The following is a 24010-nucleotide window of genomic DNA, read 5'->3' as shown; positions in this document are numbered from 1 at the left end:
AACAAAATGACGGTCCTAAATGCAGTCAGAGCCAAAATAATCAACCGGATATTCGCTCTGATAAGGGAAGACCGAAAATATGAAAAATCCTATATCAAACCCGTTGTTTAATCCATAAGAATATCGGTACCACCCAGTCCACCACCGAAAGCCTATACTACACTCAGGGGGGGGGGAAGATTGTGCCAACAAACTAATTATGATAAAGTCAAGGAATATTTCAATGCTTGTTTCTGCCGTATTAGCCATAGGATTCTTAATGTTGGTTTTTAGAAAAGATAGTGCCTTTCATTTGTTTCCATTTGTGATTCACCAATCGTTGTTTAGAGGTGAAATTAGTGAATCGGTATTCGTGGACATTTTTGATATAATATTTAGTTGTATTTTATTTTTTCTTTTCCTGAAAATAATTAAAAGCAAAAGTTAGTGCCTAACCATTATAGGTTCACATGATTATTGGAGTATAATTTCACTACTAAATATTTTACTGAGTTCGGTTGAAAGCTTTAATTTAAATTGCAATTTGTACTCTACTTTTGAGGGTGTAGTCTCAAAAAGGTAGTAGTAGAAAAGATAAAATTTCACACTTAATTAGGAGGATTAAATTAAAAATCATTGATGAATCTCGGTCTGGGAGGAGGCGTGTCGTGAAGTCCTTGATGTGAATCAAAGACATGTTGCATAATAGATGGTAGTAGGCCTACCGCAATCGCTGAGTAAGCGGAGGTTGTACCACCTCTTGGTGCTTCTCTTTAACCTTTCGGAGATTCTGGCCTCAGACCTCAAGTCCGAGCACCCTTTTGGGGCTGAAGTATTGTGTTGTTTCGCAATGGTTTCTTTTGGCTAAAGCCCCGGTGGAGATTGGGCATTTCAGGCCTCCAGCTAAAGCAGGAGGCAATTCCAAACTAAAGCAGGAGGCAATTCTTGGATTATCGACTGGATCAGCGCTTTATAGGAATGGTGCTTTAGCCCATTCCTGAGGGATAGCGATAGATGGTTCTGGCTTTAGCCAAACAAAACTAGCGTTGCGCATTATGCCATTTCCAGAATTCCAAAGGACCATCTTGGCTAACCAATAAATCCTTTCAATCCCTGCAGCAGGTCCCGCTTGGTCATGATGCCGCCTTTTCTCCAGAGGATTTTGCCTTTTTTGAACAGGATGTAATGGGGAATGGACCGCACGCCAAACTGCTGTGCCAATTGAGGATGCTTGTCGACGTTGAGCTTGTGGAGTTGTATTTTCCCATCCAATTCCCCGATAACGGCTTCCAGGACGGGATTCATTGTTTGGCAAGGTCCGCACCAGTCCGCATAGAAATCCACCAAAATGGCCGCTTCGGATTGTTGGATGATTTCCTTGAATTTTTTCTTGGGCATGGGAATCGAGCTGTCTGGGGGACCTGAACAAGCAAACCGAATGGTTCGGTTCCAGCTCACTTGAAATTTGTGCGCTGGGATTGGAGGCGGCGGACTGTGTCTAGGATCAAATCCTGCACTTGGGGGGTACTTTCAGGGTATCAACCTACTTTTTGGCATTTCTCTTTATTTCTTCCAATCTTTTGAATAGATCGGTTTTCGAAATTTCCCTGCCGTTTTTCTTTATTTGCTCCCAGATTTTTTCCCGATCCGATCCTTGGAAGGGGTTGTTGCAGTTTTCAAGAAAATAGGAATGCTCAATTTTCGACATGATCAAAATTAATAGGAAACCATTTAAAAACCAGAAAAGAGGGCTTGGAGATGTTTGTAGGTATATTTATTCCGGAGAAAGAAAAAGTCCTGCGTCTGGGCACACAGGACAATAAAGAAGCTCACAAAAAAGCCCATCAAATTTCTTGACGGGCTTTTCGTATTTCAGATGTACCTATTGCAGCGGGGGTACCTTACCCATGCAGCGCTTATCAGTTTCCTCCTGATGGAGCGGCTGGCGGAGTAGGGAGTTTGATACCCAATTTGGCCACTACCAGTTCGGTAAACTTGTCTTCTTCTTTGGTGTAAAGCAGAATGGGCGAGTTGCCTGCCGATTCGGCGAACACGTGGGTGTAGTTATGCTCAGCGGCTACTGCATTGATCGCGTTGAACACTTTCTGTTGTACAGGGGCCAAGAGTTCTTGGAGTTTCCGCTGATAGGAGGTTTGTGCATCCTGTTCAAACTTCTGGATGTCCTGCTGGAGTTTCTGCAATTCCTGTTCTTTGGCCATTCTGGCGTCTTCCGTCATGGTCTGTGCTGCTTGTTGGTAAGCCTGCACTTTCTTTTGGAAGTCAGTTGCTTTGGTTTGGATATTGGTCTGAAGCTGTGCTTGGTAATCCTGGATATCGGCTGCGATCTGCTCCATCTCCGGCATCAAGTCCATCAGTAATTCCACGTTGGTATAGCCAATTTTCAATTCTTGGGCTTGGGCTACGAATCCTACGCACATCAATGCGATTGCGGAAAGGACAACTTTAATTTTCATCATTTGTGTGTATTTGTTATTTGTTTTCTATTCCTAATTCTTCCAAGACAAACTCCGAGTAGTCATGCCTTGGATCTGTGTAAATCATCAATGGCCCAGCCGCTTTGTCAAACAACACCACGAGGTTGTTGCGCTTGCAGACCCGGTCGATGGCGTCATAGATCTTGGACTGCAAGGGTTGGAGCAATTCTTTCTGCTTTTGGTAGTACTGGCCGTTGAGGCCAAATACCCGGTTATTGTAAGCGATTGCTTCTTTTTCCTTTTCCTTGATGGCAGCCACGCGCTCTTGGTACATTTCCTCTGTCAGCAGGACTTCTTCCGCTTTGAGGTTGGCATACATTTCCTTGATAGCCTGTTCCAAATCCTGTGCCTCTTTCTTCCACTCATTGCTAAGATTTGTTAATTCATCTTGTACGAGCTTGTAGTCAGGATGTTTGTTCAGGATAAATTCAGAGTCAATGTATCCAAACTTTTGGGCCTGAGCCGGTTGCGTCCAAATGCCCAAACCCAAAATCAGCGACAAAATTAACAATATAATCCGTCTTTCCATCATTATCTGAATTGTTGCCCAATCGTGAAGTGGAATTGAGGTCCACTTCGCTGGAACGTGCCTGGCGCTGCATCGAAACCATAACCCCAATCAAGACCCAAGAGACCGAAGGCAGGCATGAAAATCCTGGCACCGAAGCCTGCGGATTTCTTCAAATTGTAAGGGTTGAATTCCGCATAGGAGCCCCAGTTGTTACCTGCCTCAGCAAATCCCAAGAGGAAGATCGTTGCCGATGGGTTGGGAGAAACCAAGAAGCGGAGCTCCATGACGTATTTGTTATACACGATACCACCATATGGTTCTCCGGTTCCCCTCGTCAATCGTCCCGGCGTGATGATCTGGTTTTCATAACCCCTCAAGCCGATGATTTCCTGACCAAGGGCGAAGTTGTTGAAAGTCATGCCATCACCACCCATCACGAATCTTTCCAACGGAATAATGCCGATTTTATTACCATAGGAGCCTAGGAAGCCCATGTGTGCCCTTGTGGCGACAACGAATTTCTTGGAACCAAACAGTGGTGTGTAGAAGGTCGCGTCAAACATCCACTTGTGGTATTCCAACCACCTGAATTTTTCCTGGTCAGTCGATTCTGAATTGAGATTTGGATTCAGGGAAGCATAAGGTGGTGTAAGCGAAGCTACCAAAGAAATATTGGAACCCATCCTAGGGAAGATCGGGTTGTCGATGTTATTTCTGGCTACTGTTGTATTCAACACGATGCTGTTCAGCCTTCCGGTTGGGAAGCTTAGGCCGAAATTCCTTCCAAATTCAAAGAAATCATATAATTGATATTGGAGTGCAGAACTGAATGAGAAGTAATCGTCAGGCCATGTCACCCTTTTCGCAAACCCGATGGTGGCACCGGTGATTTTGAAGAACCCGAGTTCCTGTGTTGGATTGGCACGGTTTTGAAAATTGAGCTGTCTTTGTACGGAGTGGTTGAAGCTGAGGCTGAGGGCATTTGGTTTTTTACCACCGAACCAAGGTTCGGTAAGGGAGAAGCTGTAGTTTTGGAAAGAACGGCCGTTTGCTTGTACCCGGAGTGATAGTCGCTGTCCATCGCCCACCGGCAGTGGTTTCCATTTTTCGAAGTTAGTGATATTCTTGAGCGAGAAGTTGTTGAACACCAAGCCCACCGTACCGACGAAGCCGAAGAATCCACCCCAACCACCGGAAAGCTCGATTTGGTCATTGGGACGCTCTTCGAGTTTGAAAGTGATGTCTACTGTAGCAGTTTCGAAGTTTGGCTTCAGATCAGGTTCGATTTTTTCAGGGTCAAAATAACCCAATTGTGAAAGTTCCCGGATGGTCCTTACCAAAAGACTCCTGTTGAACTTTTGGCCCGGGAGAATACGGATTTCACGCATGACCACGTGGTCAGAAGTACGCTCGTTTCCTTGGATATTGACCGAGTTGACCGTCACTTGTGGGCCTTCCATGATGCGGAGCTCGATATCGATCGAGTCCTCTACGACTTTTATTTCTACGGGGTCTATTTGGAAGAAGAGGTATCCGTCGTTTTGATACAATGAACTCACGTCATCCTCCTTTTGGGGGTCGTAATTGAGGCGTTTGTCCAGTTTTTCCTTGTTGTAGACGTCACCTTTCTGGATACCAAGTCTGGATTGGAGTACTGCATCGGGATGCAGGTAGTTGCCGACAAAAGTGATGTTTCGATAGAAGTATTTCTTGCCTTCTTCTAGCGACAGGTCCACATTGACTGTATTGTCGGAAAACTTGTATACGGAATCCACCATGATTTCCGCGTCGCGGTATCCTTTGGAATTGTAGAAGGCAATCAGTTTTTCTTTGTCAGTCCGGTAGTCCTTGGTTACGAATTTGGAGGAACTGAGAAAATTCAGTTTGACAGTTTTGTTGATATAATCCTTTACCTGATCTTGGCTAACAGGATTTCTTTGGGTGATTGCGGCCTTGGTGGATTCGGTAGTAGCGTCGGATACCCTTGACAGCCAATCCCTCACCAAGTGCATCCTTGGGTGCTCCTTGGTTTTCTTTAGTTTGGATTTTGCCTGTGCTTCGCTGATTTCCTCCGCACCGTAAATCTTCACGCGGTTGATCTTGACCTTGGTCTTGGGATCGATTTGGAAGCGGAGCTTTACGGAATTGGGCAGGGTTGTATCCCGTTCCTGGACCACTTTTACTTCTGTGTTCAGGTAACCTTTGTCTCTGTAATACTGCAAAATACTGCGCTGGGAACTGGCCAAAACATCATCCCTGACTACACGGCCCCTGATTTTGATCTTTTCCTTGAGTTCTCCTTCTTGTGTTTTGTTGATTCCAGCAAACTCGACCCGACTGAATCTCGGTCTTTCCGTCAGTTCCAGCAAGAGGTAGATATCGTCTCCTTCCACCTTGGTGACCAGTATCTTGACGTCGCCAATGATACCTTGTCCCCAAAGTCTTTTCAGTGCGCTTGAGATTTGGTCTCCCGGCACGGAAATGACATCATCCACTCTCAGGCCAGACAGGGAAGTGACTGCAACTTCGTCCAGTGTGGTCAACCCGACGGCCTTGATTTCTGCGATACGGAATTTCTGGGGCTTCGAATAATTCAATTCCAAAATGTCCACTGGCCGTGTCGGCGTGTAGCGGCTTTGCCCCAGGCGGATTTGGGCCTGAGATTGAAAGAACGCCAACAGGAGGCAGAGGAATAGTAAACTCTTTTTCATCAAATCAAATTATTTTACTTGCGCCCCGGTAAGGCCAAACCTTCTTTCTCGTTTTTGATAGTCCGAGATGGCCTGTACCAAGTGCTCTTTTCTAAAATCCGGCCACAGTACCTCGGTAAAATAGAGTTCCGTGTAAGCCAACTGCCAGAGGAGGAAATTGCTGATCCGCAGTTCTCCACTGGTCCTGATCAAGAGTTCCGGATCAGGGATGTTCTTTGTATTTAAATTCGCAGCAATGACTTCCTGCGTGATTTCTTCTATTTTTAGTTCCTTGTTGACGACTTTTTCGACAATGCTTTGTACTGCTTCCCTGATTTCCCAACGTCCGCTATAGCTGATGGCGAGTACGACGGTCATTCCGGAATTTGCTTTTGTGAGTTCGATGGCTTCCTTAAGCTTGTTGTGGGCTTTTCTGGGGAGGGTATTGACGTCACCGATGGAGAGCAGCCTGATGTTGTTTTTCATCATGGTAGGTACCTCTTTGGCGATTGTTTCCACGAGGAGTTCCATGAGTGCGTCGACTTCATCCTTGGGTCTTGCCCAGTTTTCGGTCGAAAAGGCATAAAGTGTCAGGAATTTTACTCCCAATTCGGCACAGCCTTCTACACATTCCCTGACGGCGGTGACGGCGTTTTTATGGCCGAATATCCGCATGGCGCCCTTTTGCTGGGCCCATCGGCCGTTGCCGTCCATAATTACCGCGATGTGTTGGGGGATTTTTGTTTTGTCTAATGATTCTTTCATTGCGTAGAATCCCGTACTCCTTATTTTTTGGAGGTACAAAAATGCTATTTCTTTTTCAATATTCTACGCTTCCAACCAATTAATAAGAGAAGCACTTGACGGAGTAAAATGAATAGCTGAGCGTCACGCCGAGAAAATAATACCAATCCTTGTCGCTGTAATTTCCATAGTTATAGCCATAAAGCGCATTCGGATTGTTGGGGTCGGGGAATCTGGGGATGGAGGCTTGTTTGCTGTCTATCTTGTCCAGGTTATCCGTGAATGTGGCCCTGAATCCGAGCTCTGTCGCGAGTATCCATTGCTTGCTCAGCTTGTACTTGATGCCAATACCAAAGGGGATCACGGGTGTGCTTACCAAGTAGGTCCCCGCATCGGGATCACCTTGGAAGGTTTGTCCGCTTCCGGAGAATGTGGAATATCCCAAGCCCAGGAAGCCATAGGGCGAAAACCTGTACCGTGCCTGTGGATGCATGAAGTCGAGGAAATGATACTCTGCCACGACCGATACCTCCGCAAGGCTGCCCTTGAAGAATCCATTGCGCAAAGCTGCCGCAGGATCTATTGGCCTGAGGCTGTCCGCGGCATTGAGGCGCGCAAAGGAAATGCCCCCTCGTATGGACCATACATTGTCAAAATTTCGTCTGCCAAACAACGTGCCTTGAAAACCCAGTTGCTCGGGATTGACCAGCCGGGTAATATCCCCGGAATAAGTGGCCACTCCCAATCCCCCGCCGAAGTCAAATTTCTGTGCGAAGACCCCCAGCGGAGCCGCTACAAATAGTGCTATCAACAGGCAAACAAAGGATGAAATCCTGGACTGATTCTTTTTCAAGACGCTGCAATTTATGAAGTACACAACGATATAAAAACCCGTTTCCGTATTTGCCGGGTTAATTTTTGTTAATCAAAATCGGCATAGAATTCCCCTTTTTCGAAGGCAAACCCATTGGTGAAAGGACGCCCCGAGCGGGTACTTTTAATTACGCATGTCAAATCCCCAATTGAGTTTTTGACGGAGGGTATCAAAATAACTGTTTGGTGCGAATTTGACTAATTTGGCGGAGAAATCAGCCTTTTTCACCTTCAATTTTACAGAGGCATCAATCGGCATGGACCTCGAGTCCAAAGAGATCAGGAATTTTTCGCTTCTCCCTTCGATCCTGAAGCTGATTTCGCTCTCGTCCGACACGATAATCGGCCGCACGTTGAGATTGTGTGGGCTTACTGGGGTGATGACGAAGTTCCGCGCACCGGGCGTAATCAGCGGGCCACCGCAACTCAGGGAATATCCCGTAGAGCCAGTCGGTGTCGCTATAATCAATCCATCCGCCCAATAGCTGTTGAGGTAGAGGTCATTGATGTAGGTATGGACCGTGATCATCGAGGAGGTATCGCGCTTGTGGATCGTGAATTCGTTCAGCCCGAAATTCAGTCCGTTGAAATGAGCTTTATCGGATTCCAAACTGAGGAGTGACCTCGCTTCGAGGGTGTATTTTCCGGAGAGGAGATTTTGTATCGCGTCGTTGATATTCTCTTTTGCGACTGTGGCAAGGAATCCCATCCGTCCCGTATTGATACCCAGGATCGGTACTTCGGTACGTCCTACTAGGCAGACGGTATCGAGTAAGGTACCATCGCCACCGACCGAAAACACAAAATCCATTTCTTCAATGGCAGTTTTCGAGAGCGTTTCTGGCAGCTTTCCTTTGTCAAAAGCTTGTTTCTTGAGTGACTTGTGGAAGCTTTCGGTCAAATAAAACTGAATTCCATTTTCTTTCAGAAGTGAAAAAAGTGAGTGGATAGCCGGGAAAAATTCTTTCTGTACCCCAATCCCATGTAAAGCGATCTTCATCCAGCCCAAGGTTTATAGCTCCAAAAACCTCAAAAGGTTACCGATTCTTTCCTGTTCGCCGCTGACGCCTTCCTCTTCTTGGTAATGATCCAGTATTTTGTAGCCAAACCGTTCCAAGGTTGCTTTGATATGCCGCATTTCTGTCCGGTCCAGCTTGAGTGTCAGCTTAATTTTAGAGTCGTCCAAAGGATCATTGGAGATGAAGGAACTGAGGATTTTTGTGTTTTCCGATTCGATGATGCGGGCGATTTCAAAGAGGCTGTAGTCCGTCATAAACATGGAAAGTACCACTACTGCACCTTGGGACTGAATCGAAAGCGAGTTGGCAAAGGCGCCTATCGCATCCTCCATGGTCACCACGCCAAGGTAATTGTTTTCCCGGTCAACCACCGCTACCATATTGGAATGGTTTTCCGAGGCGACTTTGATGACATCATAGATATGTTTGTCTAGGTAAACAAAGCATGAAGGCGAATCCAGTTCGATTTTGGAAACGGCAAGATCGGGGTTGTTCAAAGAAAAAATCAGGTCCTCAGTCACAAATCCCAGGAATCTTCCCCCATCCACGACAGGAAGTTGGCCCGTCCTGATTTCTTCCATCCAGCCCAAAGCCATCTTCACCTTGTCTTTAAGCTTCAAGGGAGGGATCAGATTATTGATAAATTCGTAGGCCTGCATGCAATAAAGATATTAAAGGAATTTGAATAAAAAAACGAAATTTCAAACCTGCTGGTTCGACCCAATTACAAGGTTTTCGGAAGAATATTTGCCCACCGGAGCCAGTTTTGGATGATTTCTTTTCCAAATTCCGTCAGGTAGGCTTCCGGATGATATTGGATTCCCAGAATCGGCAATTCCCGATGTGCGATCGCCATCACTTCACCATCATTTGTTTCCAGCAACACTTCCAAGCAATCAGGTAGCTCGGTCAATAGCAGGGAATGGTAACGCGTGACCATGAATGATTCCGGCAATCCGGATAGTATTTCGTGTGTGGAAAGGGATTTCACGGCATGCACTTTTCCATGGACAGGTTGCTTCCCTTTTGCCAGAGTAGCACCCCAATGTAGGCCGATCGCTTGGTGTCCAAGGCAAATCCCGAGAATGGGAACCTTTTCAGCAAAGTGGCCTAATATCTCCATCAGGTTTCCCGCTTTTTCGGGTGATTCTGGGCCGGGAGACAGGATCAATCCTTCCCAGTTTCCGGCTGTAAGTGAATGCAAGGATTGGTCATTTCGGACGATTTTGAGGGGGATTCCGGTCTGCAGGAGGTAGTCGGCCAGGATATGTGAAAAGGAATCGAAATTGTCAATCAACAATACCATCCGCTGTGGCCTTTACCAAATCATAAATCTTGTCGATCGTATCCTGAAAAATCGGCAGCAAAGGCTGCACCCACGCCACGATCCATGGCGCAATCGGCTGGACGAAGGGGTAGATTTTGGAATCTTTGGTCCAGTTGGTGATGAAGGAAAATTCAAAAGACTCGGCAATCCATATTAGAAAACTCAAAAAGAGGACGGATTTGAAAACCCCCAAAATACCTCCCGCAATGTCATCTGCAGTTCCCAAAACTGTGATGTCCATGGATTTTTTGACCAGAAAAGCCAAGCCACGCACAATCATCAGTACCCCAAAAAATATAAGTAAGAACGCCACAAAAGGCAACACAAAGGAAGAGTCCTTGAGTTGCTCGGCCAAAATTCCTGCACCCCAATGCATGAGATGGAACGCCAACATCAAGGCCACAACGAAGGCAACAAAAGAAATCAAGCCCACAAATAGGCCTTCTTTGAATCCTTCATAGGCGCCAATGGCCAAAAATATGATGATCAGGATATCAAACATCTACGCAAGAAGTTCTTTCACTTTTTGGGAAATGAGTTTGCCGTCTGCTTTTCCAGCCAGGGATTTTGTGGCAACGCCCATTACTTTGCCCATGTCCTTCGCGGAGCTCGCACCCGTTTCAGCGATGATTTTTTTTAATTCGGCCACCAATTCTTCCTCTGTAAGCTGCTTGGGCAAAAACTCATTGATGATGGAAAGCTCGGCCATTTCCACGGCGTAAAGGTCCTCACGGTTTTGTTGCTTGTAGATATCTGCGGAATCTTTCCGCTGTTTGGCAGCCTTTGTCAGGAGCTTGATTTCATCGTCAGCCGTAAGATTTGCGCCCGCACCCTCCTTGGTTTCTTCCAGCAGGATGAGCGATTTGATCGCACGAAGCGCCCGTAGCCTGTCTTTGTCTTTGGCGAGCATTGCGTTTTTGATCTCCGATTCTATGTTTGCCTTCAAGCTCATGATCTTGTTCTTTGGGTTATCGGTGTAAATTTGTGGCAAAAGTACCCCTAAAATTAAGTAAAATGACCAAACTCAGTGTAAATATTAACAAGATCGCGACGCTGCGAAATGCTCGCGGTGCCAACAACCCAAACCTTGTAAAAGTGGCTTTGGACGCGGAAAGATTTGGTGCCCAAGGCATTACGGTCCATCCCAGACCTGATGAGCGGCATATCAAATTCCAAGACGTTCTGGATTTGGCGAAGGTGATCAGCACTGAGTTCAACATCGAAGGCTATCCGGACCAGCGGTACATGGATTTGGTCAAATTGGTCAGACCGGCACAGGCGACTTTGGTGCCCGATCCGCCGCAGGCAATCACTTCTTCAAGCGGTTGGGATACGATTGCCCATCAGGCTTTCTTGAAGGACGTTGTTTCTGAGTTACAGTCCTATGGCGTTAGGGTGTCTATTTTCATCAATCCCGAGGTGAAATTTTTTGAACCTGCAAAGACTACGGGAACGGACCGGGTGGAATTGTACACGGAACCTTATGCCTCCAATTATCCTATCAATCGTGAAAAGGCAGTGCGACCTTACGTGGAAGTTGCTGCAATCGCAAAGGAATTGGGCTTGGGACTAAATGCCGGACATGATTTGGACCTCCACAATCTCAAGTTTCTCAAACAATCCATTCCGTTTTTGGACGAAGTGTCCATCGGTCACGCCTTGATTTGCGATGCATTGTATTACGGTTTGGAAAATACAATCCAAATGTACCGTCGCCAATTGGAGGATTGAGCTTAGCAATTATTCTTTCAGCCGGTTTCTCCAGGCAAAAGCGAGCATCGGGAGTTCCTGGTAGCTGTTTACTCCCGCTTTCACGCCTTGGGTTTTGAGAAAAAGATCATTCGACTTGCGGCTGATCTCCAGATTAAAGGGTTTGATCAGCTCGTTGGATTTCTGGATCGAAACCAGGTCGTTTCGGATTCCGGCGGGTAGGGATTTATAAAAATCAATGTAGACTTCCTTGGACATGCGGTAGAGGTCGCGCATTTGGTAGCGCAATAGCCGCAATTGGCCAGAATATTGGAGCAGGGCCTCCTCCGAATTGCTGCAAATGACCCAAGCAATGAAATTGGCCTCTCCTTCGTCGGTCACACCGTAGCTGTGCGCCATTTCGTGGGCAATGGTAAAAGGTTTTTCGAGTGGGTGCAAGGTGGGGTCGATGTAGCTTTCGCCTGTGTAGGGGAAATAGATTCCCAAAATTCCCATCCTTCGCATAAATCCTGCGGGGTAAAATTGCTTCGTGCGGGGATTTCCTGTAAAGTTCAAGCCCAGCAGGTAGAGATTTTCCCGCATGTTGGCCCGTACCAATTTTTCCAAATCCCCGTAATCCATAATCGATTCTATCGCCACGGTATCTTCCTCGATATTGGCGCGAAGCTGGTTGACGATATTGGCTGTGAGTTTGATTTCACCGAGGAGTTGATCTTCATTGAGCGGCACGGGTGTGATGCCGATTTGTTTGAATATCGGGATCCTTTGGTAATTGTATCCCCACAATATCAGGAAGAAAAACACAATCGCTCCTAGGTAGTTGGCCAAGGAACGGATGGAATAGCCGACCTTGTCTTTCCATCCCTCCATGCGCCAGACTTTGTAGAAATAGATTCCTAAAAACAGGAATATGGATGCCACAAAAATGTAGACCGTGGCAAATGGCAGGATGGAAAGTGTATTGTCGATAAGATTACGGATGCCGGGAAAAAACAACCGAGAATAAAAAAGCTCTGTTTTCTCCGGATATTTAATGGCAAAATGCCTAGCCAGCACGCTGACTAGGCCTAGTGCAGCCCATGTATAATTTCCCCTCAACATCCGAGACCCTGGTTCAACTTAGATTCCTTCGGCCTGTACCTCGGAAACTTCCGGAACCATTCGTGTCAATAGGTTTTGGATGCCGGCTTTGAGTGTCACGGTACTGGACGGACAGCCCGAGCAGCTTCCTTGGAGCAATACCTTCACGATGCCATCATGGAAGCTATGGAATACGATTGCTCCACCGTCCTGCTCGACTGCCGGGCGGATATATTCGTCCAAAATACCCTTGATTTTCTTGACCGTTTCCGAGTCGTTTTCATCAAAAAGTGGGTCTTTGTCAAAAGTGACCTGAACGGCTGCCTTTCCGGCTTCCAGGTATTTTTTGATATGGTCGCGGATAAAATCCTGTATTTCTGGCCATTCGACCCAGTTTTTCTTAGTGACGGTCACAAAATTGGAAGTGATGAACACCCGCTCAACAGCCGAGAAATTGAAAAGCTCATGGGCAAGAGGGGAGTTTTCCGTACTGGCTTGGTCGGGATAGTCAAAGCTGATTCCCTCGTCTGTGAGCATGAAATTGATGACAAACTTGAGCGAATTTGGGTTGGGATTCGCTTCCATGTATATGTGGACAGGTCTTTTTTGAGTTTGGAGCATGGTGTTGATTTTAGATTCTAAACACGATTTATCGTTCAAAGTTCCGCTTTCTTGTCCTTATCGGAAAATTGTCAGCATGAGTTGGACAATTAGTCGTCCTGGTATTTCTTTTTCAGAAACTGAAACATGTATGTCAGCGTGATTTCGATGTTGGTGGAATTCATGTCAAAAATCCGGTCTTGGGTTTCCGGCCTTCCAAATTCATAGGAAAATCGAAAGTCTCCCTCCAAGGTACTTTTTCCAAAGAGTTTTGAAAGTCCCGCTCCGGCGGTGATGCCATACATGAATCTGTTTGGATCGTCCGATGGTCCTCCATAGGTGGGCAGATTTGTTCCGTCGCCATCAAATTCTCGCTGTACGTCCCTTGCTTGTAGCATGTACCCAATGTGCGGGCCAATTTTGATGTGGAACCTTCCGCTTTTTCCCGCATAGAAATTTGAGAGAACGGGTACTTTCAGGTAATCCCATTCGGAAATATTCGTCTCGCCGAGTTCGTTGCTTTGCGTGTAGCCCAAGGTGATTTTTTGTAATTCGATCTGGATTCCGGCGTTTTTGGACGCAAAGTGTTCAATGACGAGCGCAAAAGTAGGGGCTGTAATTCCGCCAGTTCGTACTTCAGCTCTGCCCGGACTGTATCTGTACCTCATCGTGGAGGAAGATATACCGCCCCGAATGCCGATGCTTGTCTGCGCCAATGTCTCTACAGACCCAAATACAAAAAGATAAAAGAAAACGGCAAGAAATTTTTGCATGCCCAAAAATAAGCGTTTACGACCATTTCTCACCAAGAAGCCTATTGTTTCACCTTTATTTGAAATCTGGCTTGAATAGGGTTCCCTTTCTGATCAACTCCTTCGACGACGACGATCTTTGGGGCGGGGCTGTCGTTGGTGAAGAAAATTACCTGGATTTGTCCTGAGTCGGGGTCGGAGATGAGTTGGGGATTCCAATACAAAGTCGCTCTTTCGTCCCATTGCGGAGCTTCCTCCAGTTGTTCGTAATCGAAGACTAAGAAATTTCCGGGTAAGGAGAAACCTTCCAACGTAAACGAGTTTATGTCTTTGCTGGCGAGATTCGGCAAGGGTGAATTTCCCCCGCCTTTCTTAAGATAGACTGCAATGACGCCGTTCCTGCCTTGGTCGCCCATCATCGAACTGGTCCGAGAAACTACCTCCACACGTTCCACATCGTTGGGATTGATGGTCGCGAGGTTGCCTGCGACAGAACTCCCCGGCAAAATCGCACCGTCAAGCATGACCATGGGTTCCTGGGAGTTGGATGCGGAAGCCGCCCCACCTCTCAGTCTTACTTGTCCGAGCGTAGTGACCGACATGCCGGGCACAAACTGTTTGAGGCTTTGAAGCAAATCTGTGGTGTTTCCCCCACGCATCAAATCCTCGCCATTGACTACATAATCGGGATTGCCATAGATGGCGCGGGTCCCTGAGGATTCTTTGGTTTCATTGACCGTCACCGTCTTGAGATCAATTGTGTTGTCAGTCTCCGTTTGCCAATGTTGGAAAATAGGCTGATCGACGGTGGAGATTTTGGGCATGCTGGTGGATGAGGGTACAAAAAAGGGAGGAACAAGTCTTGGCGTAAATTGGAAAGTACCTCGGGCATTTCCTTTTTTGTCCAATGTCATCAAAACAAAGTCTAATGGCCCGTAATAGTCCATTTGGTCGAGTACAAACTTACCCTCGCTGTCCGTTTGCAAGTCCACCGAGCCTTCGAAGTTGTTGAAATACGCCGTGAAAGGTACTGCTTCCGGTTTGCCTTTCTCGTTGGTAAATTTGCCTGGCATCGAGAGGTCCTTTTCGATCGGATACAAAAATTTATCCGTATTGATATTGGCTGGGACTTCCGAGAGTTTCATGCCATCGATTATTCCGGGATTGATATTTACCGGCGTGGCGTATTGGGCGTCGGTCACAGAAACTGAGAGATTAGCCGAAACAGGGTCTCCCGTCCTGTCCCGCAGGCTAATCGTTAGGACTACTTTTTCCCGTTTCCCATAGGAATCCTTGTCGGTCGAGAACCCTGCCTGCGCAAAGGGTGAATCCACTTTTGGTTCATCGCCGGTGATGCGGTCAAAGGTAGAGATGATGGGCAGCGCCTTCACAAAATAGCTTTCCGGTCCATAATTGCGGTTCCAGTTGGTGTAGGCACGCAAAAAGTATTCCTTTTGTGCAAGCGTGTCGGGCAGGTAAATCGTTCCGATTACCTGTCCATTATCGATCTTGAATCTTTTCTGGATGACGATATCCCGCTGCTTTGAAATTATCTCCACATGCATGACTTTGCTGAGATCCTTTTTGAACTCTGGACTGGAATAGTTTACAAATCCTTTGAAGAAAAGTTGGTCACCTTGATAATAATAGGGGCGGTCTAAGTGTAAGTAGACTTTTTCCTGAAGACTGGCAGCATTTTTTGTAAGGCTTGTGTTCGCTCCATCTAGGTTTGGCTTGAAATCAAATGGCAATAGTGTCGAAACTTTCCGCTTGTCCATATCCCCTGAGAAAGTGAGGTCTTTTTGGTTGATGACCATGCCGTTTTCTGTGACATAAACGTAACCCCCGTTTACTTCAAGCCAAGAAATGGGGTAAGGTGCATCCTTGTAGGTATTGACGTTGGAGAAACCATTTTCATAATGGATTTCGATCCGGCCTTTAAGGTTGATGCGGTATTCGCCCGGTCTGCGGCCTGGGCCGACAAGGTTTTCTGGCTTGTATTCAATCACCGATTTTCCGAGTTCATTGGCAAAGACATCCGTGCGCATATTGCGTGTTTCTGCACCTCCAGGTTTGTCTCCATAAAGGAAAAAGCCTTCTTGGTTGTGGCGGTTAGAGATCATCGCCCGAAACATGTTCATCGGGCTTTTGAGGTATGTGTCGGTACGGTTCTTGGCCCATTTGTCTTTTACGGCCTGATTCGAGGTGTCCATTTCCATAAACCGCGTGGCCCCCGCAATGCGGTAGAATTGCTGTGTGACGAAAAATTCCCGCAAGTCAAAAGTGATTTTGTAGCCGAGCGCGTCATTTCGGATTTCGATGGGTTGGTAGGCGGATGCTTTGAAATTGCTGGCGGAATTGTCACTCGGGAAGTCAATCACCCAGGGATTGAGGATCTCGCATTGGGCTGCGAAATTGTCATTTCCCAGGAAGTAATTTTTGAACCGACGGAGTTCGCGTTCCCAAGCTTTGTCCCTGGAAGCTTTTACCTCTACGTCTGAGAGTTCTTGCTCGAGAGAAACCATCGCGACATTGTACGTAAGTTTGCTCCCCGGCTTCACCGAGGCAGGTTTCTGAACAGCCTGGTACCCGATGAATGAAAATCCCAATTCCAGTTCGCCTTCTGGGACATTTTCCAGCACGTAATTTCCGTCGATATCGGTCGTGGTGGCAATGGTCGAGTTGGAGATAAATACGTTGCAAAAAGGAAGCGGCTCTCCGGTTTTGCTGTCTGTGATTTTTCCGGAAATCGTCCCCGTTTGCGAAAATCCCGAATGCCAGGCGAGCACTAAGAACAAAATGCCAGTAAAAATTTTCATAGTGGTTTAGTTCGTAATTTGTGAGTGAATATAGTTTTATTCTGAATGGTTTAAAAAATTGAGACACAAAAAATGCACAGACCTTAATTTCTGTGCATTTTTAAGCGTTATTCAGAATCGGTTTTTCCTTTTCTCTTCTTTTCAGAGGGAATATCCGCCAGATCGTCCCTGTCCCTGAGTTTTTTATCCTCTACGTTTTTGTTGAGAAACTCATTGATCTTGTCGATTGAAAAGCTGCTGGAAATCTCCCCGAAGGAATTGATGCTCATTTTGAAGCCTTCCAAATCCTTGTGGACTTTCGGGTTTTCTTCCTTTTTTGGTTTCTTGGCCATTTTTTTTGGGATTTTACGCTAAGGATTCTATGCTTAGACGGTCAAAGTCTGTAGGGCAAATTTAATCCGTTTTGTCAATTCTTCTTTGCCGATGATACTGAATACCGCCATCAAATCCGGTCCGCCGCCCATTCCAGTGACGGCCAAGCGAACAGCCTGCATTACCTTTCCAAGTTTCAATCCTACGGTTTCAGCCGCTTTTTCAATCAAAGCCTTGGCAGCTTCGGGGCTGAATTCTTCCGTGTATCCTTCCAACTCTTCGATATACTGCGTCAAAACCGAAACGGCTTCTTGGTTCCATTTTTTGGAAGCGACTTCCTGGTCGAAGGTGGTCGGGGCGATGAGCATAAACTTGCTGTCTCTCCAAATGTCTTGAGGGAAGGTGACCCGGTCTTTCATGATATGGGCGATTTTCGCCGCTTTATCTTCTGAAATACCCAGTCCATCTTTTTCGATGTCAGCTTTGAGGAATGCACCTAGTTCAGCGTCGGTTTTTTCGCGAAGGTACTGTTCGTTGTACCATTTAGCCTTGTTGATATCAAACTTGGTTCCCGATTTGCCGATCCGCTCGATGGAAAATGCCTCGACCAATTCGTCCAAGGTAAATAATTCGCGCTCGTCGCCCGGATTCCAACCCAAAAACGCCAGAAAGTTCAATACCGCTTCAGGCAAGTAACCTGCCTCGCGGAATCCCATGGCTGTCTCCCCGGTCACCGGGTCTTTCCAGTCCATCGGAAAGATAGGAAAGCCTTGTTTCTCGGCATCCCGCTTGGACAGTTTGCCGTTGCCGTCCGGCTTTAGCAGCAGGGGCAAGTGTGCAAACTGCGGCATGGTGTCCTCCCAACCCAAATACCTGTAAAGCAAAACATGCAAAGGCGCTGAAGGCAGCCATTCTTCACCTCGGATCACATGCGTGATTTTCATCAAGTGGTCATCCACGATATTGGCCAAGTGGTAAGTCGGCATGCCGTCGGATTTCATCAGGACCTTGTCGTCGAGGGTGCTGCTGTGTACCACGACCCAGCCGCGAATCATGTCATGCAGGCGCACTTCCTCCTTGCGGGGGATTTTGATGCGGATGACATAAGGTTCACCGGATGCAAGTCTTGTCTTCACCTCTTCCTCGGACAAGGTGAGTGAGTTTTTCATTTGGGTACGCGTGATGGAATTGTATTGGGGGGAGACGACCCTGGCGGCGGTCAACCTTTCCCGCATGGCTTCCAACTCCTCGGCTGTATCGAAAGCGTAATAGGCATGGCCTTTTTCTATCAGGTCCAAAGCATATTGCATGTACATGGGTTTCCGTTCGGACTGACGGTAGGGTCCGCAGTCTCCGGGATGCCACGGACTTTCCTCGGGGGAAATCCCTAGCCAAGCCAAGGCTTCCTGGATGTATTCTTCTGCACCCGGCACAAAGCGGGCCTGATCTGTATCCTCGATGCGAAGGAGGAACTTCCCTCCGGTTTTTCTGGCAAAAAGGTAATTGTACAGGGCGGTTCTCACCCCGCCGATATGGAGTGCACCCGTTGGTGAGGGCGCGAATCTGACGCGAACGGTTTGGTTCATGGACGATTGATTTCCGATTGAAAGAGGCTATGGAACATATCCTTTTCGGATTATTAGGGCGCAAAGATAAAAAAACAACGGCAGTAAAGCTGTCTAATTTGTGTACATGAGGTCGGATTGGAATTTTACTATCCTTATTGGCTCAAAATGAAACACAAAAAGCAAAAAAAAGGGAACCTGTTCGGATTCCCTTTTTGATGATGACAAAGACGACTAGTCTTTGTGGTGTTTGATTTTTTCTTTGATCTTGGCGGATTTGCCTTGACGTCCCCTCAGGTAGTACAATCTTGCCCTTCTGACTTTACCTTCACGCAACAGCTCGATTTTGTCGATGGATGGTGAAAGGAGTGGGAAGATTCTCTCTACGCCGATTCCGTTGGATATCTTTCTTACAGTGAAAGTCTCCCCGTTGGTGCTGGGGTTTTTTCGCTGGATGACTGTTCCTTGGAATTGCTGGATACGCTCTTTGTTACCTTCGACGATTTTCACGTGGACATTGATGGTATCTCCAGCTCTAAAAGAAGGGAATTTGGCTCTCACCTCGTTGTATTCCGCTTCTACAAATTTTAGTAGTTCGCTCATAGCCGTATGATTTATTTGCTTGTTGCCAAGATGCCTCGGCGCAGCGTTTGAATGGATTCTTAATTCTGTTGCTTTCTTACTATCGCCTTTCCGCTATTTCCCTTCCAACAGGTCGGGTCTTCGCTCTTTTGTCCGGCGAACCGATGCTTCAAATCTCCAGGTTTCGATATTTGCTTGGTGGCCTGAGAGCAACACCTCGGGTACCTTCATGCCTTCATATTCGGCAGGTCGGGTATATACCGGCGGTGCCAGCAAGCCGTCTTGGAAGGAATCTGTGAGCGCGGAGGTCTCATCGTTGAGCACTCCGGGTATCAACCTGATGACGGCGTCTGCGACTACTGCCGCGGCCAACTCGCCACCCGATAGCACAAAGTCCCCGATGCTGATTTCCCGGGTAATGAATTTCTCCCTTACCCGCTCGTCGACACCTTTATAATGTCCACAAAGGATGAGGAGATTGCCTTTCAGCGAAAGCTCGTTGGCCATCTGCTGGTCAAAGGTCTTTCCATCAGGCGTCATGTAGATGATCTCGTCGTAGGTCCGCTGCTGCTGTAGATGTTCCAAACAGCGGGCTATTGGTTCGATCATCATGACCATCCCCGCCCCGCCTCCAAAAGCATAGTCGTCGACCTGCTTTTGTTTGCCGGTGGCATAGTCCCGTAGGTTGTGGACTTTTACTGAAGCGAGTCCTTTTTCTTCCGCTCTTTTGAGAATCGAATGGGAAAAAGGGCCTTCCAGCAGTCCGGGTACCACGGTGACGATGTCAATGCGCATCAGTCTTCCAAGTATATGTCAAGCAATCCTGTGGGCAGCTGGCAGTAAACTTTCTTTTCTGCCTTGTCGACTTTTTGGATGATGTGTTCCTGAATTGGTATCAGGACTTCCTTTCCTTTATGTTCGACACCCAATAAATCCTGGGTTTCCAAATCGTAAATCACTTTCACTTCCCCGATTTTGCCGAGTGCCTCGTCGTGCACCTCAAAACCAATCAGGTCATGGTAGTAGTATTGGTCTTCTCCAAGTTCCTCGAGTTCGGTCAGCGGCAGGTAAAGTTCGCTTCCCACGAGTGGGCTGACTTTTTCGACCGTATCGATGTCCTCGAATTTTGCCAAGACCTTGCCGTTGGGCTGGATGACAAAATGTTCCAGGAAAAAGGGAACCAAGCGGGATTTTTGTTCGACAAAGACGTGCTCAAGTCCCTCGTAGTCCTCAGGGTAGTCCACATCCAACACGATCCCAACCTCACCATGCAGTCCATGAACTTTGGCAATGTGGCCCAAATGGAAACATTTGTCTTTGTTCATGGCCCGGAAATCAAATTACGCTTGTGTTTCTTCGCCTTCAGCAGGAGCTTCCGGAGCCTCTTCAGCAGGGGCAGCGACAACTTCTTTTGCTTTCAGTGCGTCCAAACGGGCCTGGTTTTTGGCAGCTTCCGCCTCGAATGCCTTTTGCTTGGCATCTGCTTTAGCCTTGGCCAATTTGTCGACTTTTCCGCTGATGGCAGCTTCTTTGGAAGCCTTCCACGCTTCGAATCTCTCGTCCGCTGTTTCTTGGGTGATAGCACCCTTCAACACGCCGATCTGAAGGTGTTTTTTCAACAATACACCTCTGTAAGAAAGCATTGCCTTTACCGTATCGGTAGGCTGTGCACCGTTCATCAACCACTTGAGAGCACGCTCATTGTTAATGTTGATGGAAGCAGGGTTTGTGTTGGGGTCGTAAGTCCCGAGCTTTTCGATGAATCGTCCATCACGTGGAGATCTCGCATCAGCTACGACAACGTCGTACATGGCCAATTTTTTTCGGCCTCTACGCGCTAATCTGATTTTTACTGCCATATAGTTTTGATATTAAATGAATTGATGGATCTCGTCCATCTCAAATTTTGGACTGCAAAGATAGCGGTTTAATATTTAAAAGCGCAAATGGCCCTGATTAATTTGCTTGAATGAAGTGGAATTTGTAAAATTGCGCCTCAGTTTGAGAGGCGAGAGAGGAGAAGCGAAAGCCAAGATTTTGGATTCTAAAGTTCCGAAGGAAAATTTTGAACCGGTCTTGTGTCATAAGTCTCCCGTCTTGCATCTAGACCGGCCTCGTAGTTCAATGGATAGAATGGAAGTTTCCTAAACTTTAGATACAGGTTCGATTCCTGTCGAGGCTACAAAATTGATTTTCAATGGTTTAAGGGGTGAATTACATCCCTTTTTTTGTGTCCGGAGGTCAACATTGCAGTTGATCTTGCAGTTGAAGAGATGATTTTTAAGTAAACCTCCTCTATGTATAAAGGAAGATTTTAGAATTGTTTTAGACTTCTGAATTTGACTTTTGGGATTTTGAAAATAGAAACAGGCATTATGCTTCGATCAACTTAATATTGTGATTTTTGTAAACTAATAGTTAAATAAACGAATGAAGAATGAATTGTAGTCGTCTATGTAAAAGTGGATGCTGATATAGGCTATCAAGGAAAGTTTGAGATTTTAAAAAAAAATGTGTTTAGTTTAATTACAAATAGTGATCTTTTCCCCAAGTTGACATTTCAAAATACTGTTAGTCAAAGTTGAATAAAAGGTATAATGATTTGGGCTTTAGTGAATAACGAAAAAATTGAAGCAACCCCAGGAGCAAGAGGAACATGTCCAATTTGTAATGGGAAATTGTTGTCTAAATGTGGTGCAGTTATTGTTTGGCATTGGGCTCATTTTAAAGATGAGAATTGTGATTCATGGTACGAACCCGAGTCTTTTTGGCATAAACATTGGAAAATGACTTTTGGCAAAGAGAATGCCGAGATAGGAATTGAAAAAGAAGGTAAACGACATATTGCAGACATTCGGACCGTTCAAAATGTCATTATTGAATTACAAAACTCTCCTATTTCAATGCCCGTGATCAAAGAAAGGGAGGATTTCTATGGGGAACGAATGCTATGGTTGATAAATGGTGAAGATTTTAAAAAGAACCTTAGTGTTAAAGACTACTGGGAGGATGAAGATTACTTAGAGTTGAAAAGTCTTCCTCGGCCACCAGTAAGATGGGTGAGACGAAGTGAAGAGATAAAAAAGGAAGCTAATGGTGAATTTTTTTATTGGAAAAGTCCCCGTAAAAGTTGGGCAAATGTTCAAAGGCACTTATTCATAGACTTTGGTGAGGATTCACTTTTTCTGGTCCAAGGCGGTATGGGTACATCACAGATTAGAGGGGTTTATATTTCCAAAGAAAAATTCATCAGAAAATATGGAGGGGATTATGAATATTATAGGCAAAACTTGATTGATAAATGACAAAAACACTGTAAAGCGTTGATTGTTGACTAATGGCCTCTCAAAACACTAACGGTAATCGATCAACCAATAGCGCTCGTTAGAACAATAGGATAAATAGATTAAGCAAGATTAATCCTCCCCTAAATTTAGTTTTTGATAAGTTTATACCTTACCCTCCAAAAACCTCTTCATAATTTCATGACTGCCTGAAAATCCATGCCTCTCCCTTAGGTAGATTTTAGTGGTTTTGATATTCGAATGGCCAAGAACTTGACGGATTTCTTCTTCGGAATGCCCAGAGTAGGCCAAATGATTTGCCAAGGTATGTCTTGGAACATGTCCTGTTAAACCCTCAATACCAAGGTTTTCACTGATACGTTTTAATGAACCATTATGACGGGTTCTTGCTCTATGGATAAAATATTCTTGGTCCTTGCTGAATGATGTCTGGTTTTCCAATGAATCCCTGAAATCACAAAAGTCTAAATGCGGGAATATAAACCTTTCGGGCAGTGCCCTTAGACGCTGGAAGAAAACACTGATTATTTCCCCCTCCAAACGGTTTTTGATTTGTTTTAACTGTCTGGTAAGCTCGCGTTCTGATTGTTCCTCGGCGACCCTTAAAATGACTTCACAGAGGTCTTTGTGGGTTAAGTTGGCGAAATCTAAGCGCTCAAGTCTGAATAACTGTTGAATAGAGTTGGCGTCGAGACTTAATCCCCCAAGTTTTACCTCATCGATGACACTCCTGTAGATTTCAGGAAAGTAATCCTTCATACAGTGAATCATGGGGTAATAGAATGGTGCCGAGATAAAGTCTGAAGTCTTGCGGATAGGGATCACCAACTTATCCTCCTTGATCATCTTGTTGGTCAGCGTGATCGCATCGATAAATCGGATTCCGGCAGCGTAATATTGGAACAGGAATGTGTTCCTTGCCAGAATTTGGGGGCGGTAGGATCTGTCACGTTTTTTGGGTGGAATATAGTTTTCAAGTTGGTGTATTTGCTCAGAAGTGATAACAGGCGCCAATTTCTTGGGTTGTGTTTTTCTAACGAAATTGAAGAAGGTGGAAGTATTCACTGGGTATTGGGTTCCCGAATACCTGTTCCAATGGTCTACGAATGATTTGAATACAGACAGGTAGTTAAAAATGACTTTTGGGTTTTTGGGTTTTCCGTTCCTTCTGTAACCCGTATTTAACCCTAGTGTTATTTGCCGGATGGTGTCCAGATTTTTCAGTTTCGAAAATGGGAGGTATTTCGTCCCCATCTTTTCCGCTACACTCTTCCTGAGGCTATTTAGAACCGTTATGTATTTATTGTAGGTGGAGATTTTCTTTGTACCATCGAGTCTGCCGCGTTCCAACTCCATTTCCATATATTTCAATGAACAACAGTTTTCGGACGCTAGGTTTGAAAGGGTGTCCTTTTCGATAGTATGTTGTTCCTCCTTCTCTTGAAGGATCTTATTAATATGAATGGACTCCGGTTCTTTGGATTTCACCCTTTTCTTCGACTTGTCCCAATTTTTTTCCTGTATCCGAATTCCCAACGATTTTCGGCTAATCACCTTGTTGCCAAGTGTCTGGATCTCATAAATGGTCTTTATTCCTGGAGTGGAAGTAGGAAACAAAATGAAAGAATAATTCAGTTTCATGGGGAT

Annotated in this window: 24 protein-coding genes and 1 tRNA gene; 3 read left to right on the top strand and 22 right to left on the bottom strand. The window is 45.9% G+C overall.

Annotated features, from left to right (window positions below; all coding sequences use genetic code 11):
• Nucleotides 1–1068 precede the first annotated feature (1068 nt).
• The 11 genes from trxA to L0U89_RS09990 all read right to left on the bottom strand — a co-directional run bounded on the left by trxA (nt 1069) and on the right by L0U89_RS09990 (nt 10590).
• Nucleotides 1069–1377 carry a thioredoxin gene (gene trxA / locus L0U89_RS10040; protein WP_008627736.1) on the bottom strand — a complete coding sequence of 103 codons (309 nt, stop codon included), beginning with the start codon at nt 1375–1377 and terminating at the stop codon, nt 1069–1071.
• Between the two features lie 521 nt (nt 1378–1898).
• The gene (locus L0U89_RS10035; protein ID WP_234861396.1) at nt 1899–2456 is read right to left on the bottom strand and encodes an OmpH/Skp family outer membrane protein; all 558 of its coding nucleotides are present in this window, start codon (nt 2454–2456) and stop codon (nt 1899–1901) included.
• A 13-nt stretch (nt 2457–2469) separates the two neighbouring features.
• Nucleotides 2470–3006 (bottom strand): OmpH/Skp family outer membrane protein, encoded by a 537-nt coding sequence (locus L0U89_RS10030; protein WP_234861395.1) that lies wholly within the window; start codon nt 3004–3006, stop codon nt 2470–2472.
• Nucleotides 3006–5696 carry a BamA/OMP85 family outer membrane protein gene (locus tag L0U89_RS10025; protein WP_008627730.1) on the bottom strand — a complete coding sequence of 897 codons (2691 nt, stop codon included), beginning with the start codon at nt 5694–5696 and terminating at the stop codon, nt 3006–3008. The genes L0U89_RS10030 and L0U89_RS10025 overlap by 1 nt, the downstream gene beginning before the upstream one ends.
• 9 nt (nt 5697–5705) lie before the next feature.
• On the bottom strand, nt 5706–6440 hold the full coding sequence (gene uppS, locus L0U89_RS10020; RefSeq protein WP_234861394.1) for an undecaprenyl pyrophosphate synthase: 735 nt from the start codon (nt 6438–6440) through the stop codon (nt 5706–5708).
• Between the two features lie 79 nt (nt 6441–6519).
• On the bottom strand, nt 6520–7272 hold the full coding sequence (porG, locus tag L0U89_RS10015; protein ID WP_234861393.1) for a type IX secretion system protein PorG: 753 nt from the start codon (nt 7270–7272) through the stop codon (nt 6520–6522).
• Between the two features lie 144 nt (nt 7273–7416).
• Nucleotides 7417–8292: an NAD kinase gene (locus L0U89_RS10010; RefSeq protein WP_234861392.1), complete on the bottom strand. Its 876-nt coding sequence runs from the start codon at nt 8290–8292 to the stop codon at nt 7417–7419.
• A 12-nt stretch (nt 8293–8304) separates the two neighbouring features.
• The gene (locus L0U89_RS10005; protein WP_008627722.1) at nt 8305–8970 is read right to left on the bottom strand and encodes a CBS domain-containing protein; all 666 of its coding nucleotides are present in this window, start codon (nt 8968–8970) and stop codon (nt 8305–8307) included.
• A 65-nt stretch (nt 8971–9035) separates the two neighbouring features.
• Complete coding sequence (locus L0U89_RS10000) at nt 9036–9617, bottom strand: anthranilate synthase component II (RefSeq protein WP_234861391.1); 582 nt, start codon at nt 9615–9617, stop codon at nt 9036–9038.
• Complete coding sequence (locus L0U89_RS09995) at nt 9601–10140, bottom strand: CvpA family protein (RefSeq protein WP_234861389.1); 540 nt, start codon at nt 10138–10140, stop codon at nt 9601–9603. The genes L0U89_RS10000 and L0U89_RS09995 overlap by 17 nt, the downstream gene beginning before the upstream one ends.
• A complete protein-coding gene (locus L0U89_RS09990; protein ID WP_234861388.1) occupies nt 10141–10590 on the bottom strand; it encodes a GatB/YqeY domain-containing protein in 450 nt (149 codons plus the stop codon).
• A gap of 62 nt (nt 10591–10652) precedes the next feature.
• On the opposite strand from L0U89_RS09990, the gene L0U89_RS09985 reads away from it, so the two are divergent.
• The gene (locus L0U89_RS09985) at nt 10653–11369 is read left to right on the top strand and encodes a pyridoxine 5'-phosphate synthase (protein ID WP_234861387.1); all 717 of its coding nucleotides are present in this window, start codon (nt 10653–10655) and stop codon (nt 11367–11369) included.
• Nucleotides 11370–11378: 9 nt separating this feature from the next.
• On the opposite strand, the gene L0U89_RS09980 is transcribed toward L0U89_RS09985, so the two are convergent.
• From L0U89_RS09980 to L0U89_RS09935, 10 genes are all read right to left on the bottom strand, one after another.
• Nucleotides 11379–12449, bottom strand: coding sequence for a DUF3810 domain-containing protein (locus L0U89_RS09980; protein ID WP_234861386.1), 1071 nt, complete (start codon nt 12447–12449; stop codon nt 11379–11381).
• A gap of 18 nt (nt 12450–12467) precedes the next feature.
• Entirely contained in the window at nt 12468–13049 is a 582-nt protein-coding gene (locus L0U89_RS09975) for a NifU family protein (RefSeq protein ID WP_234861385.1), read from the bottom strand.
• An 89-nt stretch (nt 13050–13138) separates the two neighbouring features.
• Nucleotides 13139–13801, bottom strand: coding sequence for a porin family protein (locus L0U89_RS09970; protein ID WP_234861384.1), 663 nt, complete (start codon nt 13799–13801; stop codon nt 13139–13141).
• Nucleotides 13802–13842: 41 nt separating this feature from the next.
• On the bottom strand, nt 13843–16599 hold the full coding sequence (locus L0U89_RS09965) for a TonB-dependent receptor (RefSeq protein ID WP_234861383.1): 2757 nt from the start codon (nt 16597–16599) through the stop codon (nt 13843–13845).
• Nucleotides 16600–16706: 107 nt separating this feature from the next.
• Nucleotides 16707–16931 (bottom strand): hypothetical protein, encoded by a 225-nt coding sequence (locus L0U89_RS09960; RefSeq protein ID WP_234861382.1) that lies wholly within the window; start codon nt 16929–16931, stop codon nt 16707–16709.
• A 33-nt stretch (nt 16932–16964) separates the two neighbouring features.
• Nucleotides 16965–18497, bottom strand: a complete 1533-nt coding sequence (gene gltX / locus L0U89_RS09955) for a glutamate--tRNA ligase (RefSeq protein WP_234861381.1) — start codon at nt 18495–18497, stop codon at nt 16965–16967.
• Between the two features lie 213 nt (nt 18498–18710).
• Nucleotides 18711–19079 carry a 50S ribosomal protein L19 gene (gene rplS, locus L0U89_RS09950; RefSeq protein ID WP_234861380.1) on the bottom strand — a complete coding sequence of 123 codons (369 nt, stop codon included), beginning with the start codon at nt 19077–19079 and terminating at the stop codon, nt 18711–18713.
• Nucleotides 19080–19172: 93 nt separating this feature from the next.
• The gene (trmD, locus tag L0U89_RS09945) at nt 19173–19853 is read right to left on the bottom strand and encodes a tRNA (guanosine(37)-N1)-methyltransferase TrmD (RefSeq protein ID WP_234861379.1); all 681 of its coding nucleotides are present in this window, start codon (nt 19851–19853) and stop codon (nt 19173–19175) included.
• Nucleotides 19853–20383, bottom strand: coding sequence for a ribosome maturation factor RimM (gene rimM, locus L0U89_RS09940; protein WP_008627696.1), 531 nt, complete (start codon nt 20381–20383; stop codon nt 19853–19855). The genes trmD and rimM overlap by 1 nt, the downstream gene beginning before the upstream one ends.
• 15 nt (nt 20384–20398) lie before the next feature.
• Nucleotides 20399–20917: a 30S ribosomal protein S16 gene (locus tag L0U89_RS09935; protein WP_040480204.1), complete on the bottom strand. Its 519-nt coding sequence runs from the start codon at nt 20915–20917 to the stop codon at nt 20399–20401.
• A gap of 251 nt (nt 20918–21168) precedes the next feature.
• On the opposite strand from L0U89_RS09935, the gene L0U89_RS09930 reads away from it, so the two are divergent.
• Both L0U89_RS09930 and L0U89_RS09925 read left to right on the top strand, forming a co-directional pair.
• Nucleotides 21169–21240: transfer RNA gene (locus L0U89_RS09930), tRNA-Arg, on the top strand.
• Nucleotides 21241–21655: 415 nt separating this feature from the next.
• Nucleotides 21656–22363 (top strand): competence protein CoiA, encoded by a 708-nt coding sequence (locus L0U89_RS09925; protein ID WP_234861378.1) that lies wholly within the window; start codon nt 21656–21658, stop codon nt 22361–22363.
• A 144-nt stretch (nt 22364–22507) separates the two neighbouring features.
• Here the strand turns inward: L0U89_RS09925 and L0U89_RS09920 are convergent, their stop codons facing one another.
• Nucleotides 22508–24004 (bottom strand): tyrosine-type recombinase/integrase, encoded by a 1497-nt coding sequence (locus tag L0U89_RS09920; RefSeq protein WP_234861377.1) that lies wholly within the window; start codon nt 24002–24004, stop codon nt 22508–22510.
• Nucleotides 24005–24010: the final 6 nt, after the last annotated feature.

The organism is Mariniradius sediminis (assembly GCF_021491425.1).
Taxonomy (GTDB): domain Bacteria; phylum Bacteroidota; class Bacteroidia; order Cytophagales; family Cyclobacteriaceae; genus Mariniradius; species Mariniradius saccharolyticus.
This window is presented reverse-complemented; position numbering and strand designations above follow the sequence as displayed.

Coding starts and splice junctions, on each gene's coding strand:
- trxA (WP_008627736.1), bottom strand. CDS start 1,377: ATGCCCAAGAAAAAATTCAAGGAAATCATCCAACAATCCGAAGCGGCC.
- L0U89_RS10035 (WP_234861396.1), bottom strand. CDS start 2,456: ATGATGAAAATTAAAGTTGTCCTTTCCGCAATCGCATTGATGTGCGTA.
- L0U89_RS10030 (WP_234861395.1), bottom strand. CDS start 3,006: ATGATGGAAAGACGGATTATATTGTTAATTTTGTCGCTGATTTTGGGT.
- L0U89_RS10025 (WP_008627730.1), bottom strand. CDS start 5,696: ATGAAAAAGAGTTTACTATTCCTCTGCCTCCTGTTGGCGTTCTTTCAA.
- uppS (WP_234861394.1), bottom strand. CDS start 6,440: ATGAAAGAATCATTAGACAAAACAAAAATCCCCCAACACATCGCGGTA.
- L0U89_RS10010 (WP_234861392.1), bottom strand. CDS start 8,292: ATGAAGATCGCTTTACATGGGATTGGGGTACAGAAAGAATTTTTCCCG.
- L0U89_RS10005 (WP_008627722.1), bottom strand. CDS start 8,970: ATGCAGGCCTACGAATTTATCAATAATCTGATCCCTCCCTTGAAGCTT.
- L0U89_RS10000 (WP_234861391.1), bottom strand. CDS start 9,617: ATGGTATTGTTGATTGACAATTTCGATTCCTTTTCACATATCCTGGCC.
- L0U89_RS09995 (WP_234861389.1), bottom strand. CDS start 10,140: ATGTTTGATATCCTGATCATCATATTTTTGGCCATTGGCGCCTATGAA.
- L0U89_RS09990 (WP_234861388.1), bottom strand. CDS start 10,590: ATGAGCTTGAAGGCAAACATAGAATCGGAGATCAAAAACGCAATGCTC.
- L0U89_RS09985 (WP_234861387.1), top strand. CDS start 10,653: ATGACCAAACTCAGTGTAAATATTAACAAGATCGCGACGCTGCGAAAT.
- L0U89_RS09980 (WP_234861386.1), bottom strand. CDS start 12,449: ATGTTGAGGGGAAATTATACATGGGCTGCACTAGGCCTAGTCAGCGTG.
- L0U89_RS09975 (WP_234861385.1), bottom strand. CDS start 13,049: ATGCTCCAAACTCAAAAAAGACCTGTCCACATATACATGGAAGCGAAT.
- L0U89_RS09970 (WP_234861384.1), bottom strand. CDS start 13,801: ATGCAAAAATTTCTTGCCGTTTTCTTTTATCTTTTTGTATTTGGGTCT.
- L0U89_RS09965 (WP_234861383.1), bottom strand. CDS start 16,599: ATGAAAATTTTTACTGGCATTTTGTTCTTAGTGCTCGCCTGGCATTCG.
- L0U89_RS09960 (WP_234861382.1), bottom strand. CDS start 16,931: ATGGCCAAGAAACCAAAAAAGGAAGAAAACCCGAAAGTCCACAAGGAT.
- gltX (WP_234861381.1), bottom strand. CDS start 18,497: ATGAACCAAACCGTTCGCGTCAGATTCGCGCCCTCACCAACGGGTGCA.
- rplS (WP_234861380.1), bottom strand. CDS start 19,079: ATGAGCGAACTACTAAAATTTGTAGAAGCGGAATACAACGAGGTGAGA.
- trmD (WP_234861379.1), bottom strand. CDS start 19,853: ATGCGCATTGACATCGTCACCGTGGTACCCGGACTGCTGGAAGGCCCT.
- rimM (WP_008627696.1), bottom strand. CDS start 20,383: ATGAACAAAGACAAATGTTTCCATTTGGGCCACATTGCCAAAGTTCAT.
- L0U89_RS09935 (WP_040480204.1), bottom strand. CDS start 20,917: ATGGCAGTAAAAATCAGATTAGCGCGTAGAGGCCGAAAAAAATTGGCC.
- L0U89_RS09925 (WP_234861378.1), top strand. CDS start 21,656: ATGATTTGGGCTTTAGTGAATAACGAAAAAATTGAAGCAACCCCAGGA.
- L0U89_RS09920 (WP_234861377.1), bottom strand. CDS start 24,004: ATGAAACTGAATTATTCTTTCATTTTGTTTCCTACTTCCACTCCAGGA.